The 26,414-nt window shown below is 67.0% G+C and carries 23 protein-coding genes; 5 read left to right on the top strand and 18 right to left on the bottom strand.

Annotated elements, in window-relative coordinates; genetic code table 11:
* Positions 1–15 precede the first annotated feature (15 nt).
* Positions 16–870, top strand: coding sequence for an alpha/beta fold hydrolase (locus BMX78_RS14150; RefSeq protein ID WP_091420349.1), 855 nt, complete (start codon positions 16–18; stop codon positions 868–870).
* Here the strand turns inward: BMX78_RS14150 and atzF are convergent.
* The 5 genes from atzF to BMX78_RS14125 are packed head-to-tail and all read right to left on the bottom strand — an operon-like array spanning position 867 to position 9,557.
* Positions 867–2,711, bottom strand: a complete 1,845-nt coding sequence (gene atzF, locus BMX78_RS14145; protein ID WP_091420348.1) for an allophanate hydrolase — start codon at positions 2,709–2,711, stop codon at positions 867–869. The genes BMX78_RS14150 and atzF overlap by 4 nt on opposite strands.
* The gene (gene uca, locus BMX78_RS14140) at positions 2,708–6,454 is read right to left on the bottom strand and encodes an urea carboxylase (RefSeq protein WP_091420346.1); all 3,747 of its coding nucleotides are present in this window, start codon (positions 6,452–6,454) and stop codon (positions 2,708–2,710) included. The genes atzF and uca overlap by 4 nt, the downstream gene beginning before the upstream one ends.
* On the bottom strand, positions 6,451–7,128 hold the full coding sequence (locus BMX78_RS14135) for an urea amidolyase associated protein UAAP2 (RefSeq protein ID WP_091420344.1): 678 nt from the start codon (positions 7,126–7,128) through the stop codon (positions 6,451–6,453). The genes uca and BMX78_RS14135 overlap by 4 nt, the downstream gene beginning before the upstream one ends.
* Entirely contained in the window at positions 7,125–7,997 is an 873-nt protein-coding gene (locus BMX78_RS14130) for an urea amidolyase associated protein UAAP1 (protein WP_091420342.1), read from the bottom strand. Before BMX78_RS14130 ends, BMX78_RS14135 begins: the two co-directional genes overlap by 4 nt.
* Positions 7,998–8,054: 57 nt before the next feature.
* Complete coding sequence (locus BMX78_RS14125) at positions 8,055–9,557, bottom strand: amino acid permease (protein ID WP_091420340.1); 1,503 nt, start codon at positions 9,555–9,557, stop codon at positions 8,055–8,057.
* A 221-nt stretch (positions 9,558–9,778) separates the two neighbouring features.
* Here BMX78_RS14125 and BMX78_RS14120 point away from each other — a divergent pair, with 221 nt between their 5' ends.
* Together BMX78_RS14120 and BMX78_RS14115 are read left to right on the top strand one after the other, a co-directional pair.
* Positions 9,779–10,450 (top strand): TetR/AcrR family transcriptional regulator, encoded by a 672-nt coding sequence (locus BMX78_RS14120; RefSeq protein ID WP_091420338.1) that lies wholly within the window; start codon positions 9,779–9,781, stop codon positions 10,448–10,450.
* Between the two features lie 68 nt (positions 10,451–10,518).
* Positions 10,519–11,355, top strand: coding sequence for an alpha/beta fold hydrolase (locus BMX78_RS14115; RefSeq protein WP_091420337.1), 837 nt, complete (start codon positions 10,519–10,521; stop codon positions 11,353–11,355).
* Between the two features lie 80 nt (positions 11,356–11,435).
* On the opposite strand, the gene BMX78_RS14110 is transcribed toward BMX78_RS14115, so the two are convergent.
* Positions 11,436–12,911: a DHA2 family efflux MFS transporter permease subunit gene (locus tag BMX78_RS14110; protein WP_091420335.1), complete on the bottom strand. Its 1,476-nt coding sequence runs from the start codon at positions 12,909–12,911 to the stop codon at positions 11,436–11,438.
* Between the two features lie 129 nt (positions 12,912–13,040).
* Positions 13,041–13,607 carry a type 1 glutamine amidotransferase domain-containing protein gene (locus tag BMX78_RS14105; RefSeq protein ID WP_091420333.1) on the bottom strand — a complete coding sequence of 189 codons (567 nt, stop codon included), beginning with the start codon at positions 13,605–13,607 and terminating at the stop codon, positions 13,041–13,043.
* Positions 13,608–14,139: 532 nt separating this feature from the next.
* Between BMX78_RS14105 and BMX78_RS14100 the strand changes: the two genes are divergently transcribed.
* Positions 14,140–15,915, top strand: a complete 1,776-nt coding sequence (locus BMX78_RS14100) for an HNH endonuclease signature motif containing protein (protein WP_091420332.1) — start codon at positions 14,140–14,142, stop codon at positions 15,913–15,915.
* Positions 15,916–15,977: 62 nt separating this feature from the next.
* On the opposite strand, the gene BMX78_RS14095 is transcribed toward BMX78_RS14100, so the two are convergent.
* Complete coding sequence (locus tag BMX78_RS14095) at positions 15,978–16,649, bottom strand: TetR/AcrR family transcriptional regulator (RefSeq protein WP_502686296.1); 672 nt, start codon at positions 16,647–16,649, stop codon at positions 15,978–15,980.
* A 132-nt stretch (positions 16,650–16,781) separates the two neighbouring features.
* Between BMX78_RS14095 and BMX78_RS14090 the strand changes: the two genes are divergently transcribed.
* Positions 16,782–17,048 (top strand): hypothetical protein, encoded by a 267-nt coding sequence (locus tag BMX78_RS14090; protein ID WP_091420330.1) that lies wholly within the window; start codon positions 16,782–16,784, stop codon positions 17,046–17,048.
* Positions 17,049–17,167: 119 nt separating this feature from the next.
* On the opposite strand, the gene BMX78_RS14085 is transcribed toward BMX78_RS14090, so the two are convergent.
* The 10 genes from BMX78_RS14085 to ftsH all read right to left on the bottom strand — a co-directional run bounded on the left by BMX78_RS14085 (position 17,168) and on the right by ftsH (position 26,319).
* Entirely contained in the window at positions 17,168–18,100 is a 933-nt protein-coding gene (locus BMX78_RS14085; RefSeq protein ID WP_091420328.1) for a 4-phosphopantoate--beta-alanine ligase, read from the bottom strand.
* 2 nt (positions 18,101–18,102) lie between these two features.
* Entirely contained in the window at positions 18,103–18,996 is an 894-nt protein-coding gene (locus BMX78_RS14080; RefSeq protein WP_091420326.1) for a Rossmann-like and DUF2520 domain-containing protein, read from the bottom strand.
* Complete coding sequence (locus BMX78_RS14075; RefSeq protein WP_286139029.1) at positions 18,989–20,542, bottom strand: PH domain-containing protein; 1,554 nt, start codon at positions 20,540–20,542, stop codon at positions 18,989–18,991. The genes BMX78_RS14080 and BMX78_RS14075 overlap by 8 nt, the downstream gene beginning before the upstream one ends.
* Positions 20,543–20,658: 116 nt before the next feature.
* Positions 20,659–21,171: a PH domain-containing protein gene (locus BMX78_RS14070; protein WP_091420325.1), complete on the bottom strand. Its 513-nt coding sequence runs from the start codon at positions 21,169–21,171 to the stop codon at positions 20,659–20,661.
* Positions 21,152–21,700, bottom strand: a complete 549-nt coding sequence (locus BMX78_RS14065) for a DUF3180 domain-containing protein (protein WP_091420323.1) — start codon at positions 21,698–21,700, stop codon at positions 21,152–21,154. The genes BMX78_RS14070 and BMX78_RS14065 overlap by 20 nt, the downstream gene beginning before the upstream one ends.
* Positions 21,697–22,242 carry a 2-amino-4-hydroxy-6-hydroxymethyldihydropteridine diphosphokinase gene (folK, locus tag BMX78_RS14060; RefSeq protein ID WP_091420321.1) on the bottom strand — a complete coding sequence of 182 codons (546 nt, stop codon included), beginning with the start codon at positions 22,240–22,242 and terminating at the stop codon, positions 21,697–21,699. The genes BMX78_RS14065 and folK overlap by 4 nt, the downstream gene beginning before the upstream one ends.
* A complete protein-coding gene (gene folB / locus BMX78_RS14055; RefSeq protein ID WP_286139019.1) occupies positions 22,239–22,661 on the bottom strand; it encodes a dihydroneopterin aldolase in 423 nt (140 codons plus the stop codon). Before folB ends, folK begins: the two co-directional genes overlap by 4 nt.
* A gap of 8 nt (positions 22,662–22,669) precedes the next feature.
* Positions 22,670–23,590, bottom strand: a complete 921-nt coding sequence (gene folP / locus BMX78_RS14050; protein ID WP_091420320.1) for a dihydropteroate synthase — start codon at positions 23,588–23,590, stop codon at positions 22,670–22,672.
* A gap of 10 nt (positions 23,591–23,600) precedes the next feature.
* Positions 23,601–24,245 carry a GTP cyclohydrolase I FolE gene (gene folE, locus BMX78_RS14045; protein ID WP_091420318.1) on the bottom strand — a complete coding sequence of 215 codons (645 nt, stop codon included), beginning with the start codon at positions 24,243–24,245 and terminating at the stop codon, positions 23,601–23,603.
* A 10-nt stretch (positions 24,246–24,255) separates the two neighbouring features.
* Positions 24,256–26,319 (bottom strand): ATP-dependent zinc metalloprotease FtsH, encoded by a 2,064-nt coding sequence (gene ftsH, locus BMX78_RS14040; protein WP_091420316.1) that lies wholly within the window; start codon positions 26,317–26,319, stop codon positions 24,256–24,258.
* Between the last annotated feature and the right edge of the window lie 95 nt (positions 26,320–26,414).

Here is a 26,414-nt window from a genome sequence, read left to right as displayed (position 1 = left end):
GCCTAGGATGGGGTGGTGAAAGAACAGGTCCTTTCAACGCACGACGGCGGCCGGCTGGCTTTGTACAGTTACGGCACCGAAGACGCTCCCGGCGAACGCCGGGTGGTGCTGATCGGCGGCGCGTTCCTCACGGCCCTGATCTACCGCCCGTTTTCCACAGCGCTGGCGAAGGGCCTGGGCGAGGGCTGGGCCGTGGACGTATATGACAGGCGCGGCCGCGGCAGCTCCTCAGAGCAACCGGCAGGCTACTCGATGGCCACCGAGATTGCGGACGTCCGGACGGTCCTGGAGGCCACCGGCGCGAGGAACATCCTGGGCCACAGCCTGGGCGGCTCAGTGGCACTCAATGCCGTCCAGGAGTTCACCGGCACCGGGTACGTTCCGGACAAACTCGCGGTGTACGACGCCGCCGTGAACATCGACGGCAGCATCGATACCGGATGGCTGGACGGTTTCGAAGATGCGGTGAACAACGGCAAAGTGGGCCGCGCCCTCGCCCACGTGAAGAAGGCAACCAAACCGGGCTCGGCCCTGGCGAGGATCCCGGAGCCTGTCCTTGCCGGGCTGATGGCCGTGCTCTCCGGCACCAAGGTGAACAGGATGTTCCAGGAGGTGATGCCCAGCGCTGTGGGCGAACTCCGGGCGGCCTACAACGAGGCCGATCATGCCAGGGACTTCAGCGTGCTCCCCGCCAACACCCACTTCATGGCGGGCGGCAAGAGCCCCAGCTATTACAAGGCAACAGCCGAGCGGCTGCACGCCGCAGTCCCCGGCAGCACCTACGAGCTCTCCCCCAAGTGCTTCCACGGCTCGATACCGGCCGCCGTGGACGAACTGGTCACGGACATCTCCGAGTACTTCAAGGGCTAGGTTCCCCGGCTGAAGCCGGCCAAGGCAACCTCCCCCAGGTTCTGCCAGAGGCCCTTGGGCCGGCCCAGGTGGTCCTTGGCCGCCAGCCAGTCGCCGTAGCGGGTGATGTCCTCCCCGCCCGCGGCGGCCACCGCGTCGCAGGCGAACCCCACGGCCGTGGAGCCGTCGGCCAGTTCGATGGATCCGAGCAGCATGGGTTCGGGGAGGTCGGCCAGGAACCGCCCCAGCCCCGCCTCGGACACCAGCCACCGTTCACCGGCCAGCTCCGCGCCGTCGTCGTCAGAACGGTAGACGCCCGGCTTGGGCGGCACGGTGTCCAGGGACACCATCCGGTACCGTGCCGCTGTCCGCACGGGTCCGTCCCAAACGGCGCCGAGCGCCTCGAGCTGCGGCGCCAGGGCCTGGCCCCTGCGGTGAGCACCCACAACTACCAGCGGCACGGCTTTTGCGCCGGCTGCTACCGGCCAGGGAGCGGACGACGACGGGGCGTCACCACTGCGGGCTGCCGCCGGAGCCGCGCCCCCGGCGAAGAGGGCGGGAGCCGCCGGAGTTGCCTCCAGGCGGCGGGCAATGTCTGCGGCGACGGCGTCAGCGAACGTCCGGCCCACCACTGTCAGCCCGAACTGGGCCCCGTCCACCTCACCGGCAGGAACTGCCACAGCGCACAGGTCGAACAGGTTGCAGAAGTTGGTGTAAGTGCCCATTAAGGAGTTGACACCCACCGGGTCCGCGGCCACCTCTGCAAGAGTGGGATGGAACGGGGCGGTGGGGATCAGCAGGGCGTCAAAGCCCTCAAGCTCCGCCATCGCCTTCTGTTTCAGCACCTCCAGCTTTGCCGTGTCGGCGACATACAGGTGGGCGGGCACCGTGCCCGCTGCCCGGATGATGCGTTCCACGGTGGGATCGATGCCCGCCTTGCTGTCCGGGCGGCCGTCGTGCTGTTCCAGGAAACCGCCCACGGCGGCGAAACGCTCCGCCACCAGCCCGCCGTCGTACAGCAGCCGGGCCGCCTCAAGGAAGGCATCGAACTCGATGGGTTGGGCATCCACGCCCGATTCGCGGAGTTGGTCAACGTTGCGGTGGAATTCTGCTGCCCACGCCTCCGGGAGCGCGGGCAGGGTTGCCGGGTAGGCGACGCGGGGCTTTTCCGGAGCTGCGAGCCGGATATCCGCCGGCCACGCCCGGGAATCTCCCGCCATCACCCCTATGGCAAGCTCGGCGGTGGAGAGGTGCCGGGCAAAGATGGTGACGGCGTCCCAGGACTTGCAGGCGGGCACCACTCCAGCCGTGGACACAACATCCAAAGTCGGCTTGATTCCCACGATCCCCTGCAGCCCGGCGGGTACGCGGCCCGAGCCGGCCGTGTCCGTCCCGATCGCGATGTCCACCAGGCCCAAGGCGACGGCAACGGCGGAACCGGAGCTGGAGCCGCCTGAGATGAATTCCGGCCGGCGCGAATCTCGGACTGCGCCGTGCGGGCTGCGCGTGCCCACCAGGCCGGTGGCGAACTGGTCCAGGTTGGTGGCGCCCAGCACCAGGGCTCCGGCGGACCGCAGCCGGGCCACCGCTTCGGCGTCTTTCTCCGGAAGGTAGGCGAAGCCGGGGCACGCCGCCGTGGTCGGTATTCCTGCCACGTCAACGTTGTTTTTGACAGCGAGCAGGAGCCCGGCAAGGGGCAGGTCGGCGCCGCGGGTCACCGCCGCGTCGATGGCGGCGGCTTCGGCCAGCAGATCGGCCTCCCCGCGCAGAGTGATCCAAATTTCCGGACGGTCCACTGCTTCGACTCCGGCGAGCGCTGCCTTGACCCGTGCGATGGCCGGGCCGGTGGTTGAGTTGGTCATACTGCTGCTTCTTCCAGTTCCGGGGCTTCGCCCACCAGTTCAAAGTCCACGTCCGAGCCACCCAGGACCACCACGGCTTCGCCGGCCACCACCTGGGAGCCGGCAACCGGCAGCACCCGCAGCACCACGCCGTCGCACGGCGCCTCCAGCACGGTTTCCATCTTCATCGCTTCCAGGGACACCAGCGGCTGGCCCTTGACCACCCGGTCGCCCTCCGCCACGTCAACCTTCCAGACACTCGCGGCGAACGGCGCGGCCACGAGGGAACCGCCGTCCGGAACCTCCACCTCGTCTGCAGCCGGTACCACGACGGCGGCCAGCGCGTCGGCACGGTCGAACTCGCCGGCGTCGGCCCAAGCCTGCCGTTCAACGGCGAAAGCCGCACCCTGCTTTTCGCGGAACACCGCGATGGACTCACGGTTTTCCTCAAGGAACACCTCGTGCTCGGCCAGCGAGAAGGTGCCGTCCTCGATTTCCACGCCGCGGCCGCGCCCGGCGGCCATGTCCGCCCGCAGGTCCAGGAGTTCCTCAGGGCTCACGGGGTACCAGGAGATCCGGTCAAAGAAGCGCAGCAGCCATGGTGAGCCCGGCTCGAACGGGGCGGAATCCGCGTAGCGCGACCAGACCTGGGTGGTGCGGCCAACGAACTGGTAGCCGCCCGGTCCTTCCATCCCGTAAATGCACATGTACGCGCCGCCGATGCCCACCGCGTTCTCCGGCGTCCAGGTGCGGGCCGGGTTGTATTTGGTGGTGACCAGGCGGTGGCGCGGATCCAGCGGGGTGGCCACGGGAGCGCCAAGGTAGACATCTCCCAGGCCCAGGACCAGGTATTCGGCGTTGAAGACGGTGTCGAACACGTCGTTCACGGAGTCCAGGCCGTTGATCCGGCGGATGAACTCGATGTTCCAGGGGCACCACGGGGCGTCGTCGCGGACACCTGCCATGTAGCGCTCGATCGCTTCACGGGTGGCGGGGTCGTCCCAGGACAGCGGCAGCCGGACGGTACGGCTGGGAACCACCAGCTCGGAGCTGGCGGGCAGCGCGGCCTCGATCTCCTGGACCAGGCCCAGCAGCCGGTTGGTGGACAGCACCGAGGGGTCCACCTTGATCTGCAGGGAACGGATGCCCGGGGTAAGGTCCACGATTCCAGGCACCCGCAGCTGTTCGATGTGCTGGTGCAGGGCGTGCACCCGGGCGCGGAGCCCGAGGTCCAGCACCATCTCGCCGTATTCCACGAGCAGGTTGTCGTCGCCGGAGCGGCGGTACGTAACCGCCGGGCGGCCGGCGCCTTCGGGCACCCGGCCCAGCACGCCGTCGTCGCCATCCCCGCGCGGGGTCCGGGCAGGAGATGTGCCGGCTGCTGCGGCGGTGACGGAGGAGATATCCCCGGACCACTCGGCGTCACCGGGCAGGACCAGCTGGCGGCCGGGTCCCAGGTCCCTGGCCGACGGCGCCTGGATGGCTTTGATCGGAACGAACCGGACTTTGTCCCCGGGGCGGAGCTGGCCGAGTTTCCAGCGGTCCGCGGTCACTACGGTAACCGGGCAGACGAACCCGCCCAGGCTGGGGCCGTCCGGGCCCAGCAGGATGGGGGTATCGCCGGTGAAGTCCAGCGCGCCAACGGAGTAGGCGGTGTCGTGGATGTTGGAGGGGTGCAGGCCGGCCTCGCCGCCGTCTGTGCGGGCCCAGCGCGGTTTGGGACCGATAAGCCGGACGCCGGTCCGGGCGGAGTTGAAGTGGACTTCGTACTCAGCGGCGTACAGTTCCTCGATATCTTCGCGCTGGAAGAACTCCGGGGCGCCGTGGGGGCCTTCCACCACCGACAGTTCCCACGCCGAGGTCAGCGCCGGGCGGCTGTCCAGCGGCACCGCGGCGGTGGGAGTTTCGTTTCCGGCAGCGGCGTTCGTGGCAACTGCCCGGAGCACGTCCCCGGCACGCAGTACGCGCCCGGCGTGGCCGCCGAACTGGCCCAGGGTGAACGTGGCGGCGCTGCCCAGGTACTGCGGGATGTCCAGGCCGCCCTGGAAGAGGATGTAGCCGCGCAGGCCCTTTTGGCCCGCAGTGCCGACGTCGAGGGTGCCTCCCGCGGGCACCGTCACCGGTGTCCACGCAGGCGCCTCCGTCCCATCAACTGTCACCGTTACTTCCGCACCTGTGACGCACACGGTGGTGGCGTGGGTGAAGGTCAGGCTGGGGCCGGTCATGGTGAATTCCAGGCCGGGAGCACCTTCCGGGTTGCCCAGGGCGGTATTTCCGAGCCGGAACGAGAGATCGTCCATGGGGCCGCTCGGAGGTACGCCGATCTGCCACAGGCCGGTGCGGCCGGGCCAGTCCTGCACGGTGGTCTGCAGACCGGCGCGGCCCACCGTGATGCGCGGCTCGGGATCCCCCACGCTGTCCAGGGTGCTGGTGGAGTGCTGGACGGTGCGGACCGCGTCGAGGGCGGTGGCGGCGCGGAGCAGCCCGAGGTTGGTTTCGATCCCGTCGATCCGGGTGTCTTTGAGGGCTGCGGCGAGCCGGTTGAAGGCGTCGGTACGGCTCGGACCGGAAGTGATGATTTTGCCCAGGAGGGGGTCGTAGTTGGTGGACACTTCGGTGCCGGTTTCGGCCCAGGCGTCCACGCGGACGCCCTCTGTTTCGGGGTAGACGGCGTTGGTCACGGTGCCGGCGCTGGGCTGGAAGCCGCGGGCCGGGTCCTCTGCGTAGATGCGGGCTTCCACTGCGTGGCCTGAAACCGGGAGGCTGTCCGGCACACCGGCAAGGACGGAAGTGGCTTCGCCTCCGCCCTGGGCCAGGCGGAGCATCCACTCCACCAGGTCCACGCCAGTAACGGCCTCGGTGACGGGGTGCTCCACCTGGAGCCGGGCGTTGACCTCGAGGAAGGATGCCTCGCGGCGGGCGGAGTCGTAGACGAACTCGACGGTGCCGGCGGAGCGGTAGTTAAGGGAGGCGCAGAGGGCGCGGGAGCTGCGGTGGAGTTCTTCGCGCAGTTCCTCTGGCAGGTCCGGGGCGGGTGCCTCTTCGAGGACTTTCTGGTGGCGGCGCTGCAGGGAGCAGTCCCTGTCGCCGAGGCTGACTACCCTGCCTTCGCCGTCGCCGAACACCTGGACCTCGATGTGGCGGGCATTCTCCACGTACCGTTCAGCGAAAACGCCGGCGGTGCCGAAGCTGGCGCCGGCGAGGCGCGCGACGCGGGGAAAGCTGTCAACCAGTTCGGCCTCGTTGCGGCAGACCGTCATGCCAATGCCGCCGCCACCGCCGGTGGCCTTGAGCATCAGCGGGAACCCAATCGATGCGGAGGCCGCGACGGCGTCGTCCACGTCCTCCAGCAGCCCGGAACCGGCGATCATGGGCACCCCGGCCGCCCGGGCGGCGTCGCGCGCTGTGTGCTTGGTGCCGAAGATGCGGAGCTGCTCGGCGGTGGGGCCTACAAAAACCAGCCCGGCTGCTTCCACGGCCTCGGCGAAGGCGGCGTCCTCGGACAGGAAGCCGTAGCCGGGGTGGATGGCGCCGGCGCCGGTGGCTTTGGCGGCCTCAAGCAGGGCGTCCACGCGGAGGTAGGACTCCTTGGCCGGTGCCGGTCCCAGGAGGACGGCTTCATCGGCGAGCCGGACGTGTTTGGCGCCCCGGTCCGCTTCGGAGAAAACGGCAACGGTGCGCAGTCCCAGTTTCCGGGCGGATTCGATGATGCGGCAGGCGATCTCACCGCGGTTGGCAATCAGGAGGGTGTCGAAGTTGGTCACAGTGCAGCCTCCGGCCGGGTGACGATCATGCGGATTGGGGTGGGGTTGAAGCCGTTGCACGGGTTGTTGATCTGGGGGCAGTTGGAGACGAGCACCAGGGTGTCCACCTCGGCCCGCAGCGCCACGCGCTTGCCCGGCGCGGACAGGCCGTCAACGATGCCCAGGGCGCCGTCCGGGTCAACGGGGACGTTCATGAACCAGTTGATGTTGGACACCAGGTCCCGCTTGCCCAGGCCCCAGCGCGAGCCCTCGATCAGGAAGTTCTCCACGCAGGCGTGCTGTTCACGCGTGTGCTGGCCGTAGCGGAGGGTGTTGGATTCCTGGGAGCAGGCGCCGCCGATGGTGTCGTGCACGCCCACCTCGTCCGCCACGACGGTCATCAGGGCCACGCCGGTGTCCGCCCGCAGCACGGAGCCGGTGGTGAGGACAATCGACTGCTGCCGGGCGATGGTGACAGGCGCGGAGTAGCGGACCGAAGTGTCTGCCGCCGCGTACAGCAGGCAGTCCACGGCCTGGTTGCCTTCGAGGTCCACAATGGTCAGCACGTCGCCGGCCGCCACGACGGCGGACCAGGGGCCGCGGGCCTCGACGAATTCATCAAGGACCACATCGCCGGGGGTTAGCGCGATCTCGCGGGCGTCCGCGGTGGGCTGGGTGTCGGTGGCGGTGTTCATCGGGCATTCCTTGCGGTCAGGTCGTGTTCGGTGTTGTGCAGTGCCTGCAGGTGTTCGGGTGCCAAGCGTCCGGTGAGTGTGCCGGCCTCGAGGGCTGCCAGGTCCTGCGGTGCGTGCCAGCCAACGATGTCCACGGCGGTTCCGGTGAAATCCGCGCGGGGGTCCAGCGGGTGCGCGGTATTGGCAAGGACCAGCACGGCGTCCATCTGGAGCAGGAGTTCGACGGCGGCACCCGGCCCGGCGCTTCCGGTGAACCTGATGCTTCCGGCCGGGTCCACGGCGGTGCCTTTGAAGAGAGACAGGGACGGAGCGACGTCGCGCGGGCCCAGCCCGTTCTTCAATGCTCCGAGGGTGAGCAGTTCGCGGGCTGCCGGGGATGCGCTGTGCGCTGTTCCGGCTCCATACTTTGCGTTGTTGCCCTCGAGGGTGGTGGCGCCGGTGAGGGCATCGTGGCGGGAGGAGGTATCGGCGACGATCGTGGCCATCAGGCGGCCGGCGTCGGACAGCAGCGGGTGGCCGGTGGTGGGGTAGGCCTGCCACGGGACCTTGACGGTGTCAGCCACATTGAGGCGCTCGTGCATTGCTCCGGTCCGGTAGAGGAGGGCGTGCACGCAGGCGTCTCCGGCGGCGTCCGTGAGCCTGATCCGGGTGCCGCGGGCGAGGGGCAGCGTGGTGTAGCGGCCGAAGGCGAGGGACTCGGCCCAAGTGGGGGACGCGCCGTCGGGCAGTCCGGCCAAAAGGTGTGCCGGGGCGGAGGCGGTGGGGACGTACCGCATGGTGTCCACGGTCCGGCCGTGCTGCTCCCTTGCGTGGGCACGGGCGCCTGCGGTGGTGGCAGTACCTGCTGGACTTTCGATTACTTGTGTCATGTCGATCCTGTGTTCTGAGGGCTTTGCGAGCTTTACGGCCTGAGTTCTGGAAGGCTGTTACGCGTCGGCGGTCAGGTTCCGGCGGCGGACCCAGACGCCCAGGAGCAGGACCACTGCCACCATGAGCGGCGCGGAGTAGAGCAGCACGGGGTTCTCCCCGGAGGGGTCATACACCTCGGGCCGCGGCCACGCCAGGTTGACCACCATCACGGCGCCGTAGAGGACGGCGAGGATGTTGACGGGAAGGCCCCAGCGGCCCAGGGAAAAGAGGCCGTCCGGAAGGGTCTGCCCCACCTGGTTCCAGTCGCCCCGGAGCCTGTTGAAGAGCTGGGGCACGGTGACCAGGAGGTAGGCGAGGTAGACCATCACGATGCAGACGCTGCAGAGGGTGGTGAACAGCGCCGCGTTGCCCACGTTGATGGCCAGGACGCCCACGGCCAGGGCGCCGATGACGATCGAGGGCCACATGGGCGTGCCGCGGGTGGGGTGGACGGAGGACAGCAGCGCCGAGGCGGGAAGTTTGCCGTCGCGGGCCATGGAAAACACCAGGCGTGAACCGGCGGTCTGGATGGCCAGGGTGCAAACGAAGATGGCGATCGCCACATCCACCAGCAGGACCTTGCCCCAGAAGGTGCCCAGCACGGCGGTGAGGACGTAGGGCAGGCCTTCAGTGGCGAGGCGGCCGTCGTCGAGGCTGGGGGCTGCCATCAGGGCGGTGATGATCATCAGCGCGCCGCCGATTCCGGAGATGAGCAGGGCGGAAAGGATGGTGCGGGGAGCGGTCCGGCGCGGGTCCTTGGTTTCTTCGGAGAGTTCACCGGCGGAGTTGAAGCCCACCATCACATAGGCGGCCATCAGCCCGGAAACCAGGAAGGCTCCCACGGCACCAAGATCAGAATTCTGAAGCACCGTGGTGTCCGCAACAACGTCCGGTCCGCGCTGGGCGGCGCTGATGAGGGCAAGGATGACGGCGGCGACGCCCACGATCTCGCAGGTTACGCCCACCGAGTTCACGTGGGCCATCAGCTTGACGCCCAGGGAGTTGATGATGGTGGTGGCCACCAGGAGCACGGCGCCCAGGATCACGGCGTTCGCGGCTCCCGTCACGGTGTTCAAGGCGGAATCACCTCCCACCAATTGGAACCCGTCCCACAGCTGAGGCAGCACCACCTGAAGGGCGATGGCGGCGGCAGCGGCGGTGACCACCTGGGCGATGGCCATGAACCAGCCGGCGAACCAGCCCACGCCCTCGCCGCCCACCCGCCGGGCCCACTGGTACACGGCTCCGGAGAGCGGATAGCGGGCGGCGAGCTCGGCGAAGTTCAGTGCCACCAGGAGCTGGCCCACCAGCACTACCGGCCAGGTCCAGAAGAAGGCCGGCCCCGCGAACGAGTAGCCGAAGGCGAAGAGCTGGAAGATGGTGGTGAGGATGGAGACGAAGGAAAAGCCGGCGGCAAAGGAAGCGTAGCGGCCGAGTTTCCGGTGGAGGGTGGGCTCATAGCCAAGGGACGTCAAATCTGCATCGTCCGCGTGGACGGTGGGAAGAACTGTTGAGGTCATCGGATTCTCCGGGGGCTGGAAAGGCGAGGGGGCCGGCGGTAATGCAGCCCTCGGCCGATGGCTGCGGAATACCGGTCACTTGATAGTTTTCCAGCGCGATGTCCCCAAACAGTTTCACCTCTGTAAAAGGCGCATTGACATCTTGTTTCCGTTGTATTTCCGTCCCCTCACCGCCCGTTCGGGCGCTCAAAGGGCACCCGGCATGATGCAAGAATGAGGCAGTGACCTCAGCCGGACCGGGACGCCCCCGCAGCCAACAGCCCTCCAGGCCAGGCGCCACCGCCCGTGAGGAAATCCTGGATGCGGCGGCTGAACTCTTCACTACCCAGGGCTTCGCCAACACCTCCACCCGCTCCATCGCCGATGCCGTGGGAATCAGGCAGTCCTCGCTCTACCACCACTTCAAAACCAAGGACGACATCCTCGAGGACCTCCTTGAAGGCACCGTCTCCGGCGGGCTGGAGTTTGCCCGGACGGTGGCGGCCCTGCCGCCGGCGGAAGTGCCGGCCGGGAGCCGCCTTCACGCCGTCGCCCTTTACGACGGGACGCAACTGTGCAGCGCACGCTGGAACCTCGGCGTCCTGTACCACCTGCCCGAGGCGCGCAGCGGCCGCTTTCAGCGGTTCTTGGCAGCGCGGCAGGAGCTGCGCACGTTGTACGGGGAGCTCGGCGCGGCCCTGTCCCCCGCCGGAACCTCGGCCCTGGCCGGCGCCAATCCCGGCGACCTGGCCTTCCGCCTGGTCGAATCGCTGATCAACCTCCGGGCGGACGGCCTCGCCACCTCCGGCTCTCCCCGGCAGGCCGCGGATGCCGCGCTCATCCTGTGCGGGCTGGCTGCTGAACTGCCGGCGATCCGCGAGCAGAGCGCGGCACTCATCAAACGCCTCGGCTGATGTCAGCGCCGAGTGCCGGTGCAGTGTCCATGGTGCCCGCGTTCAGGTTGCTCGGCTAGGCTCGGAACATGACGCGTGAGAACATCAGGACCCCCGACGGCGGCACTCTGGAGCTCTTTTCCACCGGCACGGAACTCGCTTCGGCGGGTTCTGGCGTGGTGGTTGTCCCGCCGTCCCTGGTGACTGCCGCGGATTACACCAAGTTCGCGCAGAAACTCAGTACTGCCCTGGGCCGGCCGGTCCACACGTTCAACCGCCGCGGCCGGGGCTCGTCGTCGCCGCAGCCGGAGGATTACACCTTGGACGTGGACATCCGGGACCTCGATACCGTGATGAAGCACACCTCCAGCACGGACGTCTTTGGGCACAGCTTTGGCGGGGCCGTTGCGCTCCATGCCGCACGGACCCTGCCGGTGGAACGGCTGGCTGTCTACGATCCCGCCGTCTCTGTTAACCACAGCGTCAAGGCGGACTGGACCGCCGAGTACGAGCGGGCCATCGCGGCCGGGGATGACGACCGCGCCCTCGCCGTCCTGCAGCGCGGCCTCGAAGCCGGTGGCGCCTTCTCGTCCCGCATGCCGCTCTCCATGCTGACGCTGGCCAACAAGCTCATGGCCGGGACTTCGGAGGGTAAGCAGCAGCGCGAGCTTATGCGAACGGGCGTCCGGGAGATCAAGGCGATCATTGCCGCGGACATGCCAGCCGAGCCGTTCCTGGAACTGCCGCTGGAAACGCTGATCGTGGTGGGCGAAAAGAGCCCGGCCTATTTCGGGGTGGCCTGCGGACAGATCCACGACGTCCTCTCCGGCTCCAGCTACACCATCCTGCCCGGATTCGGCCACGACGGCGTCATCAAGGCCCCGGACAAGCTGATCAAGGAGCTGGCGGACTTCTACGCCGGCTAAACCCTCGGGTAGCTCGCAGTTAACGTCGCGAAGCGGTTTTCACGACGTCAACTGCGATCCCGTTGGGTCATTGGGCGGGGTTAGTGCCCGCCGTGGCCCGCCCCGGCACCTTCCGTTTTGCGCATCATGGCGGAGAGTACGACGGCGGCGAAGGCTATGACGGTCGCCGTCATGAAGGCGGCGCTCATCCCCGCGACGAGGCCCGACGCCGCCGAGACCACGGCGAAGATGGACACCAGCAAAGCAGTACCGGCGGCACCGGCCACCTGCTGCGTGGTGCTCATGATCGCGGACCCGTGCGAGTAGAGGTGTGGCGGAAGCGGGTTCAGGCCTGTGGTGAAGGCCGGCGTGAACAACAGCGCAAGTCCGAAACTCAACCCCACGTGCAAGGTGACAATCCACCAGACGGGCGTGCCGGCGTCGAGCATTGAAAACTGCCACAGCGCCACCACCATCAGGATTGAGCCGGTGACCGTGAGCGGCAGCGGGCCTACCTTGTCGAAGAGCCGGCCGATGACCGGACCCAGCAGGCCCATGGCCAGGCCACCGGGCAGCAGCGCGAGGCCGGTCTCGAGGGAGCCCAGTCCGCGGACTTCCTGCAGGTAGAGGGGCAGCAGGATGACGCCGCCGAACAGTGCCATCATGGCCACCACCATCAGCAGGACCGAGACGGTGAACATGCGGAAGTTGAATGCGCGCAGGTCCAGCAGCGGGGCGTCGCCCTTCTGCAGGCGGAGCTGGCGGAGGACAAAGACGGCGAGGCTGGCGACGCCGATAACCAGTGCGGCGATGGCTGCAACACCCGGCCCGGCCTGGCCGCCATGGCCGCCGCCGATCTGACTGAGCCCGTAGACCAGGCCACCAAAGGCGGGGACGGTGAGGATGACGGAGAGGGCATCGAGCTTGGCCTTTTCCGTCTCACCGACGTTGGTCAGGTACTTGGCGCCGATGGCAAGGGCCGCGAGGGCCACCGGGAGGACGAACACGAACATAAAGCGCCAGGTGAAGTGTTCAAGGATCAGCCCTGAAACAGTGGGGCCCATCGCGGGCGCGACGGAAATGGCGATGCTGACGTTGCCCATTACTGCGCCGCGCTTGGCCATGGGGACCAGTGTGAGGATGGTGGTCATCAGCAGGGGCAGCATGATTGCGGTGCCGCCGGCCTGGACAATGCGTGCCAGCAGCAGGATCTCAAAGCCGGGAGCCACTGCGGCAAGTGCCGTGCCACCGGCAAAAAGCCCCATCGCGAGCATAAATACTGCGCGGGTGGACAGGGTCTGCAGGATGAACCCGGTGGTGGGAATGACCACGGCCATGGTGAGCATAAAACCGGTGGAGAGCCACTGGACGGTGGGGGCATCCACCTGGAGGTCCACCATGAGCCGCTGCAGGGCGACGTTCATGATGGTCTCGTTGAGGATCACCACAAACGTCGCCACCAGCAGCGTGCTGATGACTGTTACCGATTCGCGGGACATCTTCTCCGGCGCGGCGGGCGTGGTTCCTTCGGTTTGGACGGACTTGCCGCTGGCGTTCGGAGAGACTTCGGTAGACATGGGTGTTCCCTCAGGGAGTTGTTTGAAAGGTGCGCGATCGGCGTCGCTGCAGACTCCAACACTCTACCGGCTGGAGTAATTCCTCCGCACGGTATTTTTTCTTTAACCCTGAGGGAACAATGGGTGCTTTTAGGCCGTCTGGCCGGCGTGCTGGCCTTCGGAAATCTCCTCGACGAGCTTGCTGTTGAATGCCGGGAGATCGTCCGGATTGCGGCTGGTGACCAGGCCCTGGTCAACCACCACTTCCTCGTCGGTCCAGTTGGCGCCGGCATTCTTCAGGTCCGTCTGGAGCGTGTGGTAGGAGGTGACGTTGCGGCCGCTGATGACGCCGGCGTCGATGAGCAGCCAGGGTCCGTGGCAGATGGAGGCTACCGGCTTGTGCTGTTCAAAGAAGCTTCTGGTGAAAGCCTGGGCGTCCTTGTCCACGCGGAGGTGATCGGCGTTAACGACGCCGCCGGGCAGGACCAGGGCATCAAAGTCCGAGGCGTTCGCCTCTGCCACCGTGAGGTCGACGTCGAACGTGTCGCCCTTTTCTGTGCCCTCGAAGCCCTGGAGCTTTCCGCTCTTTGGCGCCACCAGGGTGGGTTGGCCACCGGCCTCCTTGACCGCCTGCCAGGGGCTGGTCAGCTCAATCTGCTCCACGCCGTCCGTCAGCAGGAATGCCACCTTCTTGCCTGTGATGCTGTGTTCTGCCATTTTTCCTCCTCATATGGGCGGCACACCGCACGCTATTGAGGGCGCGGACTACCGCTTCGAGAGTTGTTTGCCTGACAGCTTCCAGCGTAGGAAAAGGAGAAGTGATAAGCAAGCTGACTATATTTGCTTGCATCCTGTGTAAGTGCCGGGCACGGAGGACCATTACGACGGCGGCCGGGCGGCGGCGGGCGAGGGGCCTCGCTATTTCGTTACCCGATGTACCAAAACCGGGGCATGGACGAAGAATGTCAGGGCCTCCACCGAGGATGTTTTTATGAGGAGATTCGATGCGGGCGAAGGCATTGACGGGGCGGTCGGGCCTGCAATTTCCAATGCGCCGGCATGCGCTCTTCAGAATCCATGCGCCCACCGGAATGTCAGGGCATCCACCGAGGATGCTTTTATGAGGAGATTCGATGCGGGCGAAGGCATTGACGGGGCGGTCGGGCCTGCAATTTCCAATGCGCCGGCATGCGTTCTTCAGAATCCATGCGCCCACCGGAATGTCAGTGCCTCGAGGGATGATTCTTGTATGGGAAACGGAGCGGGTACGGCAGCAGCGTTGGAGGGCATTCAGGCCTCCGTTGCCCGGCTTGATGCGTTGTTCCTCGAAGATGCCCGGCTGGAAGCTGAGACCGGCGCCGGTGCCGATGGCGCTCCCAGTGGCGGAGCTGTTGTGGATGTGCTGCAGCGCCGGTATGAAATCCGGCTCGAACGGTTGGCGGTAACGAAGCAGCTGGAAGCCCAAGTCGCGGGCGTGAAGGCCCGGGACGCCGCCGAAGCCATCGAGATCCAGCATGCAATGATCCCGCCGGAAGCGCCCGCGCACGAGCGGACCTACGCCGAAATGTCCGCCGTCGAGGAAATCGCCGGGGTCCTGACCATCAGCTCCGCCGCCGCCGGGGCACTCATCACCCAATCCCGGCAACTCACTGCCCTGCCACCGGCCATGGACGCCCTCTGCGCCGGGACCATCTCCTGGCAGCACGCCAAAATCATCGCCGACGAAACCGACAACCTCGACCCCACCGGCGCGGCCGCCCTCGTCGGGCATGTCCTGAACCCCAACCCGGCCCGTGGAGCCGCCGCGGGCGAACTCGTCCCGTCGCGGTTCCGGTCCCGGGTCCGTAACTGGCGCGAACGCCACCACCCCGAATCCCTCGAGAAGCGCCACGCCAAGTGCGCGGCGGACCGGAGGATGGAATACACCCCGGACCGCGACGGCATGGCCTGGGTTTCCCTCTATATCCCCGCGGACCAGGGCTCAGCCATCTGGAACCGCACCACCGCCATCGCCCGCGGCCTCCAAGGCCCCGACGAACCCCGGACCATCACCCAACTCCGCCCCGACATCGCCGCCAGCCTCCTCCTCCGCGCCGGCCCAGCCCTCACCCACACAAACGCACTCAGCGCAGCAGAAAACACCGCAGGTCAAGGCAATCCGCGTGGAGGCAACCCGGGTGAAGGCAGCCCCGGTGAAGACTCCGGGGTAACCACCGAAGCCGGCGACCAGGACACGATCGGGCTGGCCTCGCTCACGCCGGCCAACATCAACGACACCGCCGCCGGTACCGCCACCGCCCCCGGCACCGCCGAGGACGAGAGCACCGCCGACCATGAGGCCCCCGGCGCCGCAGAGCACGAGTTCAACGGCGGCAACGGGTACACGGACCTCGGCAACATCCCGGTACCCAAGGCGGACGTCCTGGTCACCGTCCCGGTACTCGCCCTATTCGACATCACGGACGAACCGGCAAACCTGGACGGCTACGGCCCCATCCCCGCCTCGATGGCCCGCAAACTCCTCGCCAACGGAGCCACCTCGTTCTACCGGGTCCTCGTTGACCCCCGCGACGGCGCACCACTTGAAATCGGCCGCACCAACTACCGCCTCACCAAAGCCATGAAAAAAGCACTCCAGCTCAGAGACGGCAAATGCACCTTCCCCGGCTGCAACAACCCATCCCCGGACAACGACACCGACCACCTTCAAGCCTGGCAACACGGCGGACATACCGGGATCAGCAACCTGGCCCAACTCTGCCCCAAACACCACCACCTCAAACACAACAGCCGCTGGAAACCCACACCAGCCACCACAACCGAACCACCCGGCTGGACCTCACCCACCGGCCGCCACTACAAAGCCGAACAACCCGACCACGAACCACCCCAATGGCCACCCGGACTCCTAACCCGTGCACCGGGTACAGCCGGGCAGCTGCCGGGTTCAGCGGAAATACCCAAGGTCCGGCCGATCGAAAAGAGCCAAGTCGAAAATGCCCTCGTAGCCTTGCTATCGGGCTAAGGTCGAGAGCAGAGGTTGCTTTGGGCTGCACACCGGCCCCCACTGGCACAATCAACTCAGCTTCAGCGGTGGTGCTCGATCAGCCAGCCGGCCATCTGTTGGGCGCGCTTGGCTGCCTGCATGTCGCCCTCGGTGGCGGAGATGATGGAGCCCTTCATCAGGATGTGCCATGACCGTGCGAACTCGTCTGGACGCTCCAGCCCGGCTTCTGTCGCCAACGCCTGCACGTGTCCCCGGATTTTCGCGAGGTAGTCGATGCTGGCCTGGCCCAGCGGGTGCGCCGGGCCCATCTCCAGCAGGACGTTGATGAAGGAGCAGGCCTCGAAGTCCTCCCGCAGGAACCAGTCTCCGAAGACGTCGAAAATGGCTAACAGCTGCTCGGTGGGTGTGTTTCCGCGGCGCCGGGCTTCGGAGACGATGGCCTCCACGGTCCACTGCTTGTCCCGCTGTTCGAGGAAGGCCAGGACCAGGGCGTCCTTCGACGGGAAATGGCGATAGAACGTGGCCTTTGCCACGCCGGACCGCTCAATCAGTTCATTCACGCCGACATCCCGGACGCCTCGCCGGGAGAAAAGCTCATAAGCCACCGTCATGATCCTGGCCACGGACTTGGCGGCGGCACTCTCCGGGGCGGGCGGTTCAGTAACCACAGGCGCATGAACGGCCGCTGCAGGCTCGGCTGACAATGCCTGGTCAATCGCATTGACTGCTGGATACTCCGCTTCTGGATTCATGACAATTCCAGTTTACCGCCGTGAGGGGAAGACAGACCGGTCTTCCCCGCGGTAGTGTTCGCTTACGCGCAGTGCTTACTACGCCGCAGGGGCCAGCCCACCGGCCGCTCGGATTGGTGCAAGGAGGCTCCTATGTCAGCAGAGCGGATGTTCCAAAGCGTGCCCTCGGATCCCGATCCGTGGATGAGTGGCGACACTCCCGCCGAGATCCGCCAGTTCGCCATCGAGTCACTTCGATGGCAGGCCCAAGAGATCATCGACGAGATCCTCTGCAGCCACGAGCCGGGCGAGGAGCTCGCCAGGGCCAGGCTCCGCCGCTGCGTCGCCCGGAACCCGGGCCGTCCAGAACAGGCGCTCCTCGAACAGTTGATGACCAGCCGCGGCCGGCCTGGAATTTAGCGCAGATAAACCCCACTACGTGTTGCGGTAAGCCAGCCCACGGCCCGGTACCTTCCGCCTGCGCAACAGGTTCAGGAACCTACAAGCGCCAGCAGCTCAAGCAGGGGAAAGCGCTGGCGCTAGGAGCTCAGCGGCATATTGTCGATCAGCCGCACCGGCCCCACCTTGGCAGCGATGAGGGCCAAAGCCTCACCCCGGAACGGCGTCTCCCGGCAGTTCTCCGCCAAGGGCTCAAGCGTGTCAGGATCCACAACATCGAAGTAGTCCAACCCCACCAGCGGCTGCGACTGCACCATCGTCTGCGCAGACTCCAGGTCCAGCGGCTCCCGCGCTTTTGCCCGCTCCTCAAGCAGCCGCAACGCCCGCGACAGCACCAGCGCAGCCTCGCGCTCGTCGTCGGACAGGAAGCGGTTTCGGCTGGAGAGCGCCAACCCGTCGGCTGAGCGGACCGTGGGCACGCCCACGATCTCCACCGGGAAGTTCAGATCCGACACCATCCGCCGGACCAGCGCCAACTGCTGGGCGTCCTTTTGGCCGAAGTAGGCGCGGTAGGCCGGCAGGCCGCCCGGCGCCCCCTCACTGTCTACCGCCTTGCCAGCGGACAGCCCGGCCCCAGGGGTTCCGTAATGCAGCAGCTTGGCCACTACGGTGAGGGCGCCGTCAAAGTGGCCGGGCCGGGAAGCCCCCTCCCACTTCTCACCGAGCCTGCCGGAGGTGATCCGCACCAGCGGTTCGCCGCCGGGATACACCTCCTCCACGGACGGCGCAAAAGCCAGGTCCACGCCCTGCGCTTCCAGCAGGGCAAGGTCGGCATCCAGCGTCCGCGGATAGCGGTCCAGGTCCGTGGCATCACCGAACTGCAGCGGATTGACGAAGATGGTGGCCACCACAACGTCGTTCTGCTCGACGGCGGTCCGCGCCAACGCGGCATGCCCCTCGTGGAGTGCGCCCATCGTTGGAACCAGGCCCTGGGACGTTCCGTTTTTATCGGTGAGGAGCTGGGCGCTCTGGGAGTGCAGATCAGCAACAGTTGTGACGAGTTTGATGGGCATCTTCAGTCTTCCTCCGGTTCCAGGGCCTTGCGCAGTTCCCCCAGCTGGTCAGGTTTGAGCAGCCCGCGCCCCTCGGCGCGGAGGGCTGTGGCGCGCGCCATGGCAAGGTAAGCCGCCAGCACATCGCCCTGCCGTCCGCCGTCGAACTCCCGCAAGGCTTCCGCGTGGGCTTTCACGGTTCCCACATCGCCCCGCGCCACCGGCCCGGTCAGGGCGGACTCCCCCGACGCCAGCGCGTTCTCCAGGGTGGCCCGCAACAACGGACCCAGCATCCGCTCCGGCAATTCGACGCCGACATCGCGCAGCAGCTCGGAAGCCTGCGCCACAAGGGTCACCAGATGGTTTGATCCGTGCGCCAGGGCTGCGTGGTAAAGGATCCGGTCGGCCTCGGCAATGGCCACCGGTTCTGCGCCCATTTCCACCACCAGCGCCTGCGCAATGGGCAGCATGGCGGCGTCGGCGGTGACCCCGAACGTGCAATCCAGCAGCCGGGTCAGGTCCAGGCTCATCCCGGTGAAAGTCATGGCAGGATGCAGCGCCAGCGGGACGGCGCCGGCCGCGCGCACCGGACGCAGCACCCCCACCCCGAACCGGCCGGACGTGTGCGCAACCAGTTGGCCCGGCTGCCATGCACCGAGTTTCGCCAATCCGTCAACCAGTCCAGGCAGGGCGTCGTCCGGCACGGCCAGCAGCACCAGCTCAGCCCGCTCCACGATTTCCTGGATTTCCAGGACGGGCACTCCGGGCAGCAGCGTCTCCGCGCGTTCACGGCTTGCGTCCGAAACAGCTGAGACTCCCACGACGGCGTGTTCGGCTGCGCGCAGGGCTGCGCCGAGTACCGCACCCACCTTGCCCGCACCGATGATTCCGACGCCGAGGCGCCCGGGCTTAGCCATGATGCTGGCCTTTCTGGGTTGGGATCGGGGTTTCAGCAGGCCCCTCCGCCGGCTGATGCTCACTTGCCAGCTCGGGCCCGGCGGCGGGCTTACCCGGAAGCCCCGCATCACCGAGCGGGGTGCCAGGGGCCACCTGGGCCAGCCACTGTTCAGTAGTCTGCCGCTTCCGGGCCAGCCGCGCCCGGGCGGACTGGGCGTCAAAAAGCGCGAGTGCCTGCTCCTCGCCGGCCTGCCGCAACCGCGGCGTAACCGGCCCAACGGTGGTGTGCAATACCAGATCAGCCACGCGGAACCGGCGCGCCAGCGGGCCCTGATGCAGTGCCAGGGACTGGGTCCGCTGGTGCGGCACCATCACAAGTTCACGCCAACAGCGGCCGGACCGGATCAGCAGTGCGGTGTCCGTGGCGGCAAAACCGTTCCGGCGCCACCCCAGTGGCGCAAGCAGGCGGGCCCTGCGCGGCGTGGTGACGAATCCGCCGTCGGAATCCAGGCCATGGAGCCCTGCGCCGAAGACGTCGGCAGGATTCGCCGTGCCCGGATCCGGGAGCACGAGCGCCAGGATCGCCATCACGTCTTCCAGCCTCCCCACCGGCAGGAGCGTGGTCCGCGCGGAGCCCTCGGCAGCGTTCTCGACGCCGCCGTACCCGGCCACATTGACCTGGATCCGGTACCAGCCCAGCGCCCGCCATAATGGAGGCTGGCCGACTTTCAGCGCCTGGATCCGGCCCGGCGGAAGCGTCTGGGCCTGGGTGTCCAGCAACCCGTAGCGGAGCCGGATGCCGTCCGGCGAGATGGCCGCAGTGAAGTTGTAGCCCTTGTTGAACAGGTTCCAGTAGCTTGCCGCCAGGCCCAGGGCAGCCGGAATCAGGTAAAAGTAGAAACCGCGGTTGTCAGTGATGGCGGAAAGAACAACGGACGCCACCCCGCCCAGCAGCACAAAGACGCTTTGCTCACTGAGCAGCAGGGAACCGATAAGGCGCGACGGCGGCACCGCCAGTACCGGATATTCCGGCGCCTCGGGTGCCGGCCCGTCGGGGCGGGACGGGTCCACGGCCACGCCCGCGGCACGCGCCAGGATGGTGGCGCGGAGCTGGCGGGCTTCCTCCATGGTGAGGTAGGCAAGGCGCACGGCGGACTCCCCCGCGTCGGCCACCTCGAATTTGAGCTCGGCCAGGCCGAAGATCCGCGCCAGCAGGGGCTGCTCAATGTCGATGGCCTGCACCCGGTCCAGCCGTGCCTGGCGCTGCTGCCGGAAAATGAAGCCGGTATTCACCCGGACGTAGCCTCCGGACACCTGGTATTTCGTGAAGTACCAGGTGAGGATGAAACCCAGCACCGCAATCGCCAGTATGATGCCGCCACCGGCCAGCAGCCAGGGCGCGCGGCCGGCGAACTCGTCCTCCAGGATCGGCCGCCCCTGGAGCGCCCGCTCAAAAACGTCCCGGCCGAAAAAGAATCCAATGGCAGCCAGGGCCACCCAGCCACGTACAAAAGGCGACGCCGGGTGCACCCGCAGCCATTCGCCGTCGGCCGTGCTGGCTGCCACACCTTGGGGTTCCGCGGTTCCGTTGGCGGGGGCAACACGGGGAGCAGCAGGGTCGGTAATGGCCGGGGCGGGGGCTGTGCTGGGGGCGCCGGGCTCGGGACGCGGTCCCTCTGCCCTCACAGTCCAGCCAGCCTGGCTTCGCCCCGCGCCGCGAGCTGTTCACGGAGCCGTGCCCCTTCCGCCGCGGGCAGCCCGGGGATGTGCGCGCGGGTGCCGGGCGAGGCAGTGTGAAGTTTCAGGGTGCACAGGCCCAGCCCGCGCTCCACCGGACCTACGCCGATGTCCACGTATTGCATGCGGCCGTAGGGGACGGCCATGGTGCGCTGGAAAAAGATGCCGGTCCTGATGAGCAGGTCGTCATCCCGTTCCGCGTAGCCGATGGCGCGGACCTGCCGCGGGATCAGCACCAGCCTCCACAGCGCCAGGACCAGCGCCACGGCGGGCACGGTGACGGCAAGCCACAGCGGCGGCCATGCCCACACACCAAGCAGCACAAACACCAGGGGCAGGGACAGCAGGAGCACAGTAATGAGGTTCGCCAGCGCCCACTCCACCAGCCGGACGGTGACGTACTTTGGTGATACGCGCTGCCAGATGATTCCCGGCGGGTCAATCGCCCCGGTATGCATATTCGCCTTCCCCTGTGGCTTCGCCGCGTACCGATCGGCCCGTCTTCCCGTCTGTGCCGTTGGTATCGCCATCCTCCGGCGGGATCTTGCAGAACCGCTCCACAAGGAAGCCAACCACGATCATCACCAGTCCGCCGGCGGCCATCGCCAGCGCCAGCCAGGTAATGCCCTGGTTGCTGCGCAGGCTCCAGATCCTCAGCTGGTCCAGGAAGATTCCCACGTGCCAACCCAGCAGGACCGTCCCCGCGTAGGCGCAGGCCTGCGCGAGCACCAGGGTCCGGGCCGCGAGGAGGGGATCGAGCAGTGTTTTTTTCTTGGAGCTGTTGGGTTTGTTGCTGTTGCGCCACCGCAGGATCCTGATGCCAAGGATCAGGGTGATGGCCACAATCACGCCCATCGTGGCCAGCGCGGTGGCCGGCAGGACGGGAGTGGCCATGCCGTAGCGGCTGGTCACCACCGTGGCCGACCAGCCCGCCACGGCCAGGATGACGCAGATCAGCATCAGGCGCAGCGGATTGAGGGGTTTCATCGCTCCTCCACAGCTCCTGCCGTGGGCAGGCCGTCGAAGTCGCCGAAGCCGTCGAACAGGGCAAGGTCGCCGAAATCATCAGCCCGGGCGGCAAGGACGCTGATGCGTTCACCGTTCAGCGTGGCTGCGGGCTCGATCAGCGACCAGGGGCACAGGACGAAGGCGCGGCTTGCCGCGCGCGGATGCGGCAGGGTGAGGACAGGGTCATCGCTGCGCAGGTCGCCGTACGTAATGATGTCGACGTCGAGCGTCCGCGGGCCCCAGCGCACCTCCCGAACGCGGTGGTGCTTGTTTTCGACTGACTGGCAGTGTTCCAGCAACTCCTCCGGAGTGAGGCTGGTTTCGACAGTGATCACCATGTTCAGGAAATCCGGCTGGTTCGGCGGACCGCCCACGGCCTTGGTCTGCACAATGGGCGAAACCGCTAGGAGGCGGACCTCGGGCGGGTCAACCAGGTCCGCAACGGCTTCGGTCAGGGTCTCGTTGCGTTCACCAAGGTTGCTGCCCAGGGCAAGCACCACCTTGGAATACATGGAGTTCATGCGGCTTCCCCCTGCGCTGGTCTCTCCCTGTTGTCCTGGCCGGCAGTGTCCAGGCGTGCGTCATTCCTGGCCCGGTGGACGCTGACCGCAACGTCGCCGAAGGGAACCTCGATGGGTGCCTGCGGCTTATGCACGGTGATGTCCACGGCCTCAAGCCGGAATTCGCTGAGCAGGCTGTCCGCGATCCGCACAGCAAGCGCCTCGATCAGGTTCAGCGGTTCGCCGGAAATCCATTCAGTAATACGCTGCGCCACCTCGCCGTAGTGCGCGGTGTCCCGGACGTCGTCCGATTCCGCGGCCTTGGCAAAGTCCAGGTGGAGCACCGCGTCCACCACAAACGGCTGGCCTTCACGGCGTTCGAAATCAAAGACTCCGTGATGGCCGACGGCGGTGACACCGGTCAGCGTAATCCTGTCCATGGCTGGGCCTACTGGCTGGTTCTTGGGGCGGCCATGCGCGCGGCAACCTTCACGGCGTCCAGGCTGGGGCCGACGTCGTGCACGCGCACTGCCCAGGCACCCCGGTAGGCGCTGATGGCGGTAATGGCTGCGGTGGCGGCGTCACGTTCCTGGGGGGCGGCCGTCTTGCCGGCAACGGTCAGGAGTGTGCCGAGGAACCTTTTGCGGGAAGCACCCACCAGGACCTTGTGGCCCAGGCTGTCCAACTGGTCCAGGTTCTGCAGCAGTTCCCAGTTCTGGGCATCGTTCTTGGCGAACCCCAGGCCCGGATCGATGATGATCTGCTCCGGGCTGACGCCCGCGGCATAAAGCTTGTCCCGGACGCCGGCCAGTTCGGCCACCACTTCGGCGGCTACGTCCTTGTACTCCGCGAGGGAGTTCATGGTGCGGGCGTCGCCGCGGCGGTGCGTGAGGATGTACGGGGCCTTGGAGGACGCCGCGAGCTCGGCCATTTCGGGTTCCATGGTGAGCCCGGAAACGTCGTTGATGATGGCCGCGCCGGCCTGCAGTGCGGCCGCCGCGGTGGAGGCGTGGATGGTGTCGATGCTGACCAGGGCGCCGGCCTTGACCAGCGCCTCGATCACGGGAATCACGCGCCGCTGTTCTTCCTCGGGGCTGACGTCTTCCGCGCCGGGACGCGTGGATTCGCCTCCGACGTCGATGATGTCCGCTCCCGCGTAGAACATCCGGAGCCCGGCGGCGATGGCGGAATCGGCCGTGCCGTGCTGGCCGCCGTCGCTGAAGGAGTCCGGCGTAACGTTCACAATGCCCATGACGAGCGTGCGGTCGGTGGGCAGGTCTTCGAAGCGGGCTGCCGGCCGCGGTTTGCGCAGGACGGGCAGTGGCGAGGTTGCGGGGCCGGTTCCCGGCGCTGCAGCGAGTGAATCCATGGTCTGTTGATTACCTTCCGAGGATAAGGCTCATGGCTTCGGCGCGCGTGGCCGGGTCATGAAGCTGCCCGCGGACCGCACTGGTGACGGTCTTTGCTCCGGGCTTGCGGATACCGCGCATGGACATGCACATGTGTTCGCATTCAACAACAACGATGGCGCCACGCGGCTTGAGGTGGCGGACCATCGCTTCAACGATCTCCGTGGTGAGGCGCTCCTGCACCTGGGGACGGCGGGCGTAGATATCCACGAGCCGGGCCAGCTTGCTCAGCCCGGTCACCTTGCCGTCATGCGAGGGGATGTAGCCCACGTGGGCCACACCGTGGAACGGCACCAGGTGGTGCTCACAGGTGGAGTAGAACGGGATGTCCTTGACCAGCACCAGTTCTTCATGGTCCAGGTCGAAGGTGGTGGACAGGACGTCGGCGGGGTCGTGGTGCAGCCCGGCAAACACCTCGGCATATGCCTTGGCCACCCGTTTGGGAGTGTCCACGAGGCCGCCGCGGTCCGGGTCTTCCCCGATAGCAATGAGGATCTCGCGGACGGCAGCCTCAATGCGCGGCCGGTCCACCTTCTGGTGCTTTGAATGGTGGGCGCCGCCCTCCGCCGGATAGCCGGCGGAGGCGGGAACGTCGTCGTCGTCGAAGTGGGTCACGTAAGAAAGCTTAGCCGCGAAGGGCGTCAGGCCCCGAGTCGGGGATGCCTCCCTGGAACGGGGCGTCTTCCGGAACACCCTGCGGATGCGGCGGCTGGGCGTCCAGCGGCTCGTCCAGGCGGGCCTGCTTGGCTTCCTCCTGGGCTTCACGCTCAGCCTGCTCCCGGCGGGACTCCACCGGACCGGCTTTCTGTACCGGACGGGTCTCCTTGGACAGCCACACCTCGCGGAAATCGCGCTTGCGGATGTCACGGAAGATGTCGGCGATCTCGGCCTGGTTAAGGGTCTCCCGTTCCAGCAACTCAAGGGCCAGCCGGTCCAGGACGTCGCGGTTCTCGGTGAGGATGGCGTAGGCCTCGTCATGGGCCTGGTCGATCAACCGGCGCACTTCCTCATCCACCACGTAGGCGATCTGGTCCGAGTAGTTGCGCTCGTGGCCGGCGTCGCGGCCCAGGAACGGCTCGCCGCCGCCCTGGCCCAGGCGTACCGCGCCCACTCGTTCGCTCATGCCGTACTCGGTGACCATCTTCCGGGCGGTTCCGGTGGCCTTCTCGATGTCGTTCGAGGCGCCGGTGGAGGGATCGTGGAAGACGATCTCCTCGGCCACACGGCCGCCCATGGCATAGGCCATCTGGTCCAGGAGCTCGTTGCGGGTCACGGAGTACTTGTCGTTGTCCGGGACCACCATGGTGTAGCCGAGGGCGCGGCCGCGGGGAAGGATGGTGATCTTGGTGACCGGGGCCGAGTTCCGCAGCGCGGCCGCCACCAGGGCGTGGCCGCCTTCGTGGTAGGCGGTGATCTTGCGCTCGTGCTCCTTCATCACGCGGCTGCGCTTCTGCGGGCCAGCCATCACACGGTCGATGGCCTCGTCCAGGGCGCGGTCATCAATCAGGTTGGCATTGGAGCGCGCGGTCAGCAGTGCCGCCTCGTTCAGGACGTTGGCGAGGTCCGCACCGGTGTAGCCGGGCGTTTTCTTGGCAACGGCCTTGAGGTCCACGGCGGGCGCCATGGGCTTACCCTTGGCATGCACCTGCAGGATCTGGTCGCGGCCGATCATGTCCGGTGCTTCCACGCCGATCTGGCGGTCGAAACGGCCCGGCCGCAGCAGTGCGGGGTCCAGGACGTCCGGGCGGTTGGTCGCGGCGATGAGGATGACGTTGGTTTTGACGTCGAAGCCGTCCATCTCCACCAGCAGCTGGTTGAGGGTCTGCTCGCGTTCGTCGTTGCCGCCGCCGATGCCGGCACCGCGATGGCGTCCGACAGCGTCGATCTCGTCCACGAAGATGATGGCGGGCGAGTTGGCCTTGGCCTGTTCGAAGAGGTCGCGGACGCGGGAGGCACCCACGCCAACGAACATTTCCACGAAGTCCGAGCCGGAGATGGAGAAGAAGGGGACGCCGGCCTCACCGGCGACGGCGCGGGCGAGGAGGGTCTTACCGGTACCCGGAGGGCCGTACAGCAGCACGCCCTTGGGGATCTTGGCGCCAACAGCCTGGAACTTGGCCGGTTCCTGCAGGAATTCCTTGATCTCCTGCAGTTCCTCCACAGCTTCGTCGGAGCCGGCCACGTCTGCGAACGTCACCTGCGGCATGTCCTTGCTGACCATCTTGGCCTTGGACTTGCCGAACTGCATGATCTTGGAGCCGCCGCCCTGCATCCGGGTCATCAGGAACCAGAACAGGGCACCAAGCAGGATGACCGGGATCAGCAGCGAGAGCAGGCCGGAGAACCAGTTGCTTTCGATCGGCTGGTCCGTGAAGCCCTCGGCCGGCTTTGCATCAGTGACTGCTTTAACCACGTCCTGGGCGCGCGCATCCACAAAGAAGAACTGGACGCTCTTGCCTTTGTCCTGGCCTTCCAGCTGGAGGTTGTCCTTCAGCACCAGGTCAACACGGTTTTCGCCGTCGAAGATCTTTGCCTGCTCCACCTTGTCGCCGGAGAGCAGTTCCAGGCCCTTATCTGTGTCGATCCGGGCTGCACCGCCGGGAGCGAGCGTTGCAAAGGCCACCAGGAGCATCCCGATCACAACGACGATCCAGATGCCCGGGCCCTTGAAGAAGTTCTTAGCTTTCATCTGTTCGGGGCCTGGCCCCGTCCCTCCTGGTAGTGCTGCACGGCGAGTACTCTGCGCGCGTGATGGTGCTGCGTCAGCTTCTAGCTATACACCGT

The sequence above is a fragment of the Arthrobacter sp. OV608 genome (genome assembly GCA_900110595.1).
Classification (GTDB): domain Bacteria; phylum Actinomycetota; class Actinomycetes; order Actinomycetales; family Micrococcaceae; genus Arthrobacter.
The sequence above is the reverse complement of the archived record's forward strand: the minus strand, read 5'-3'. Positions and strand labels throughout refer to the sequence as shown.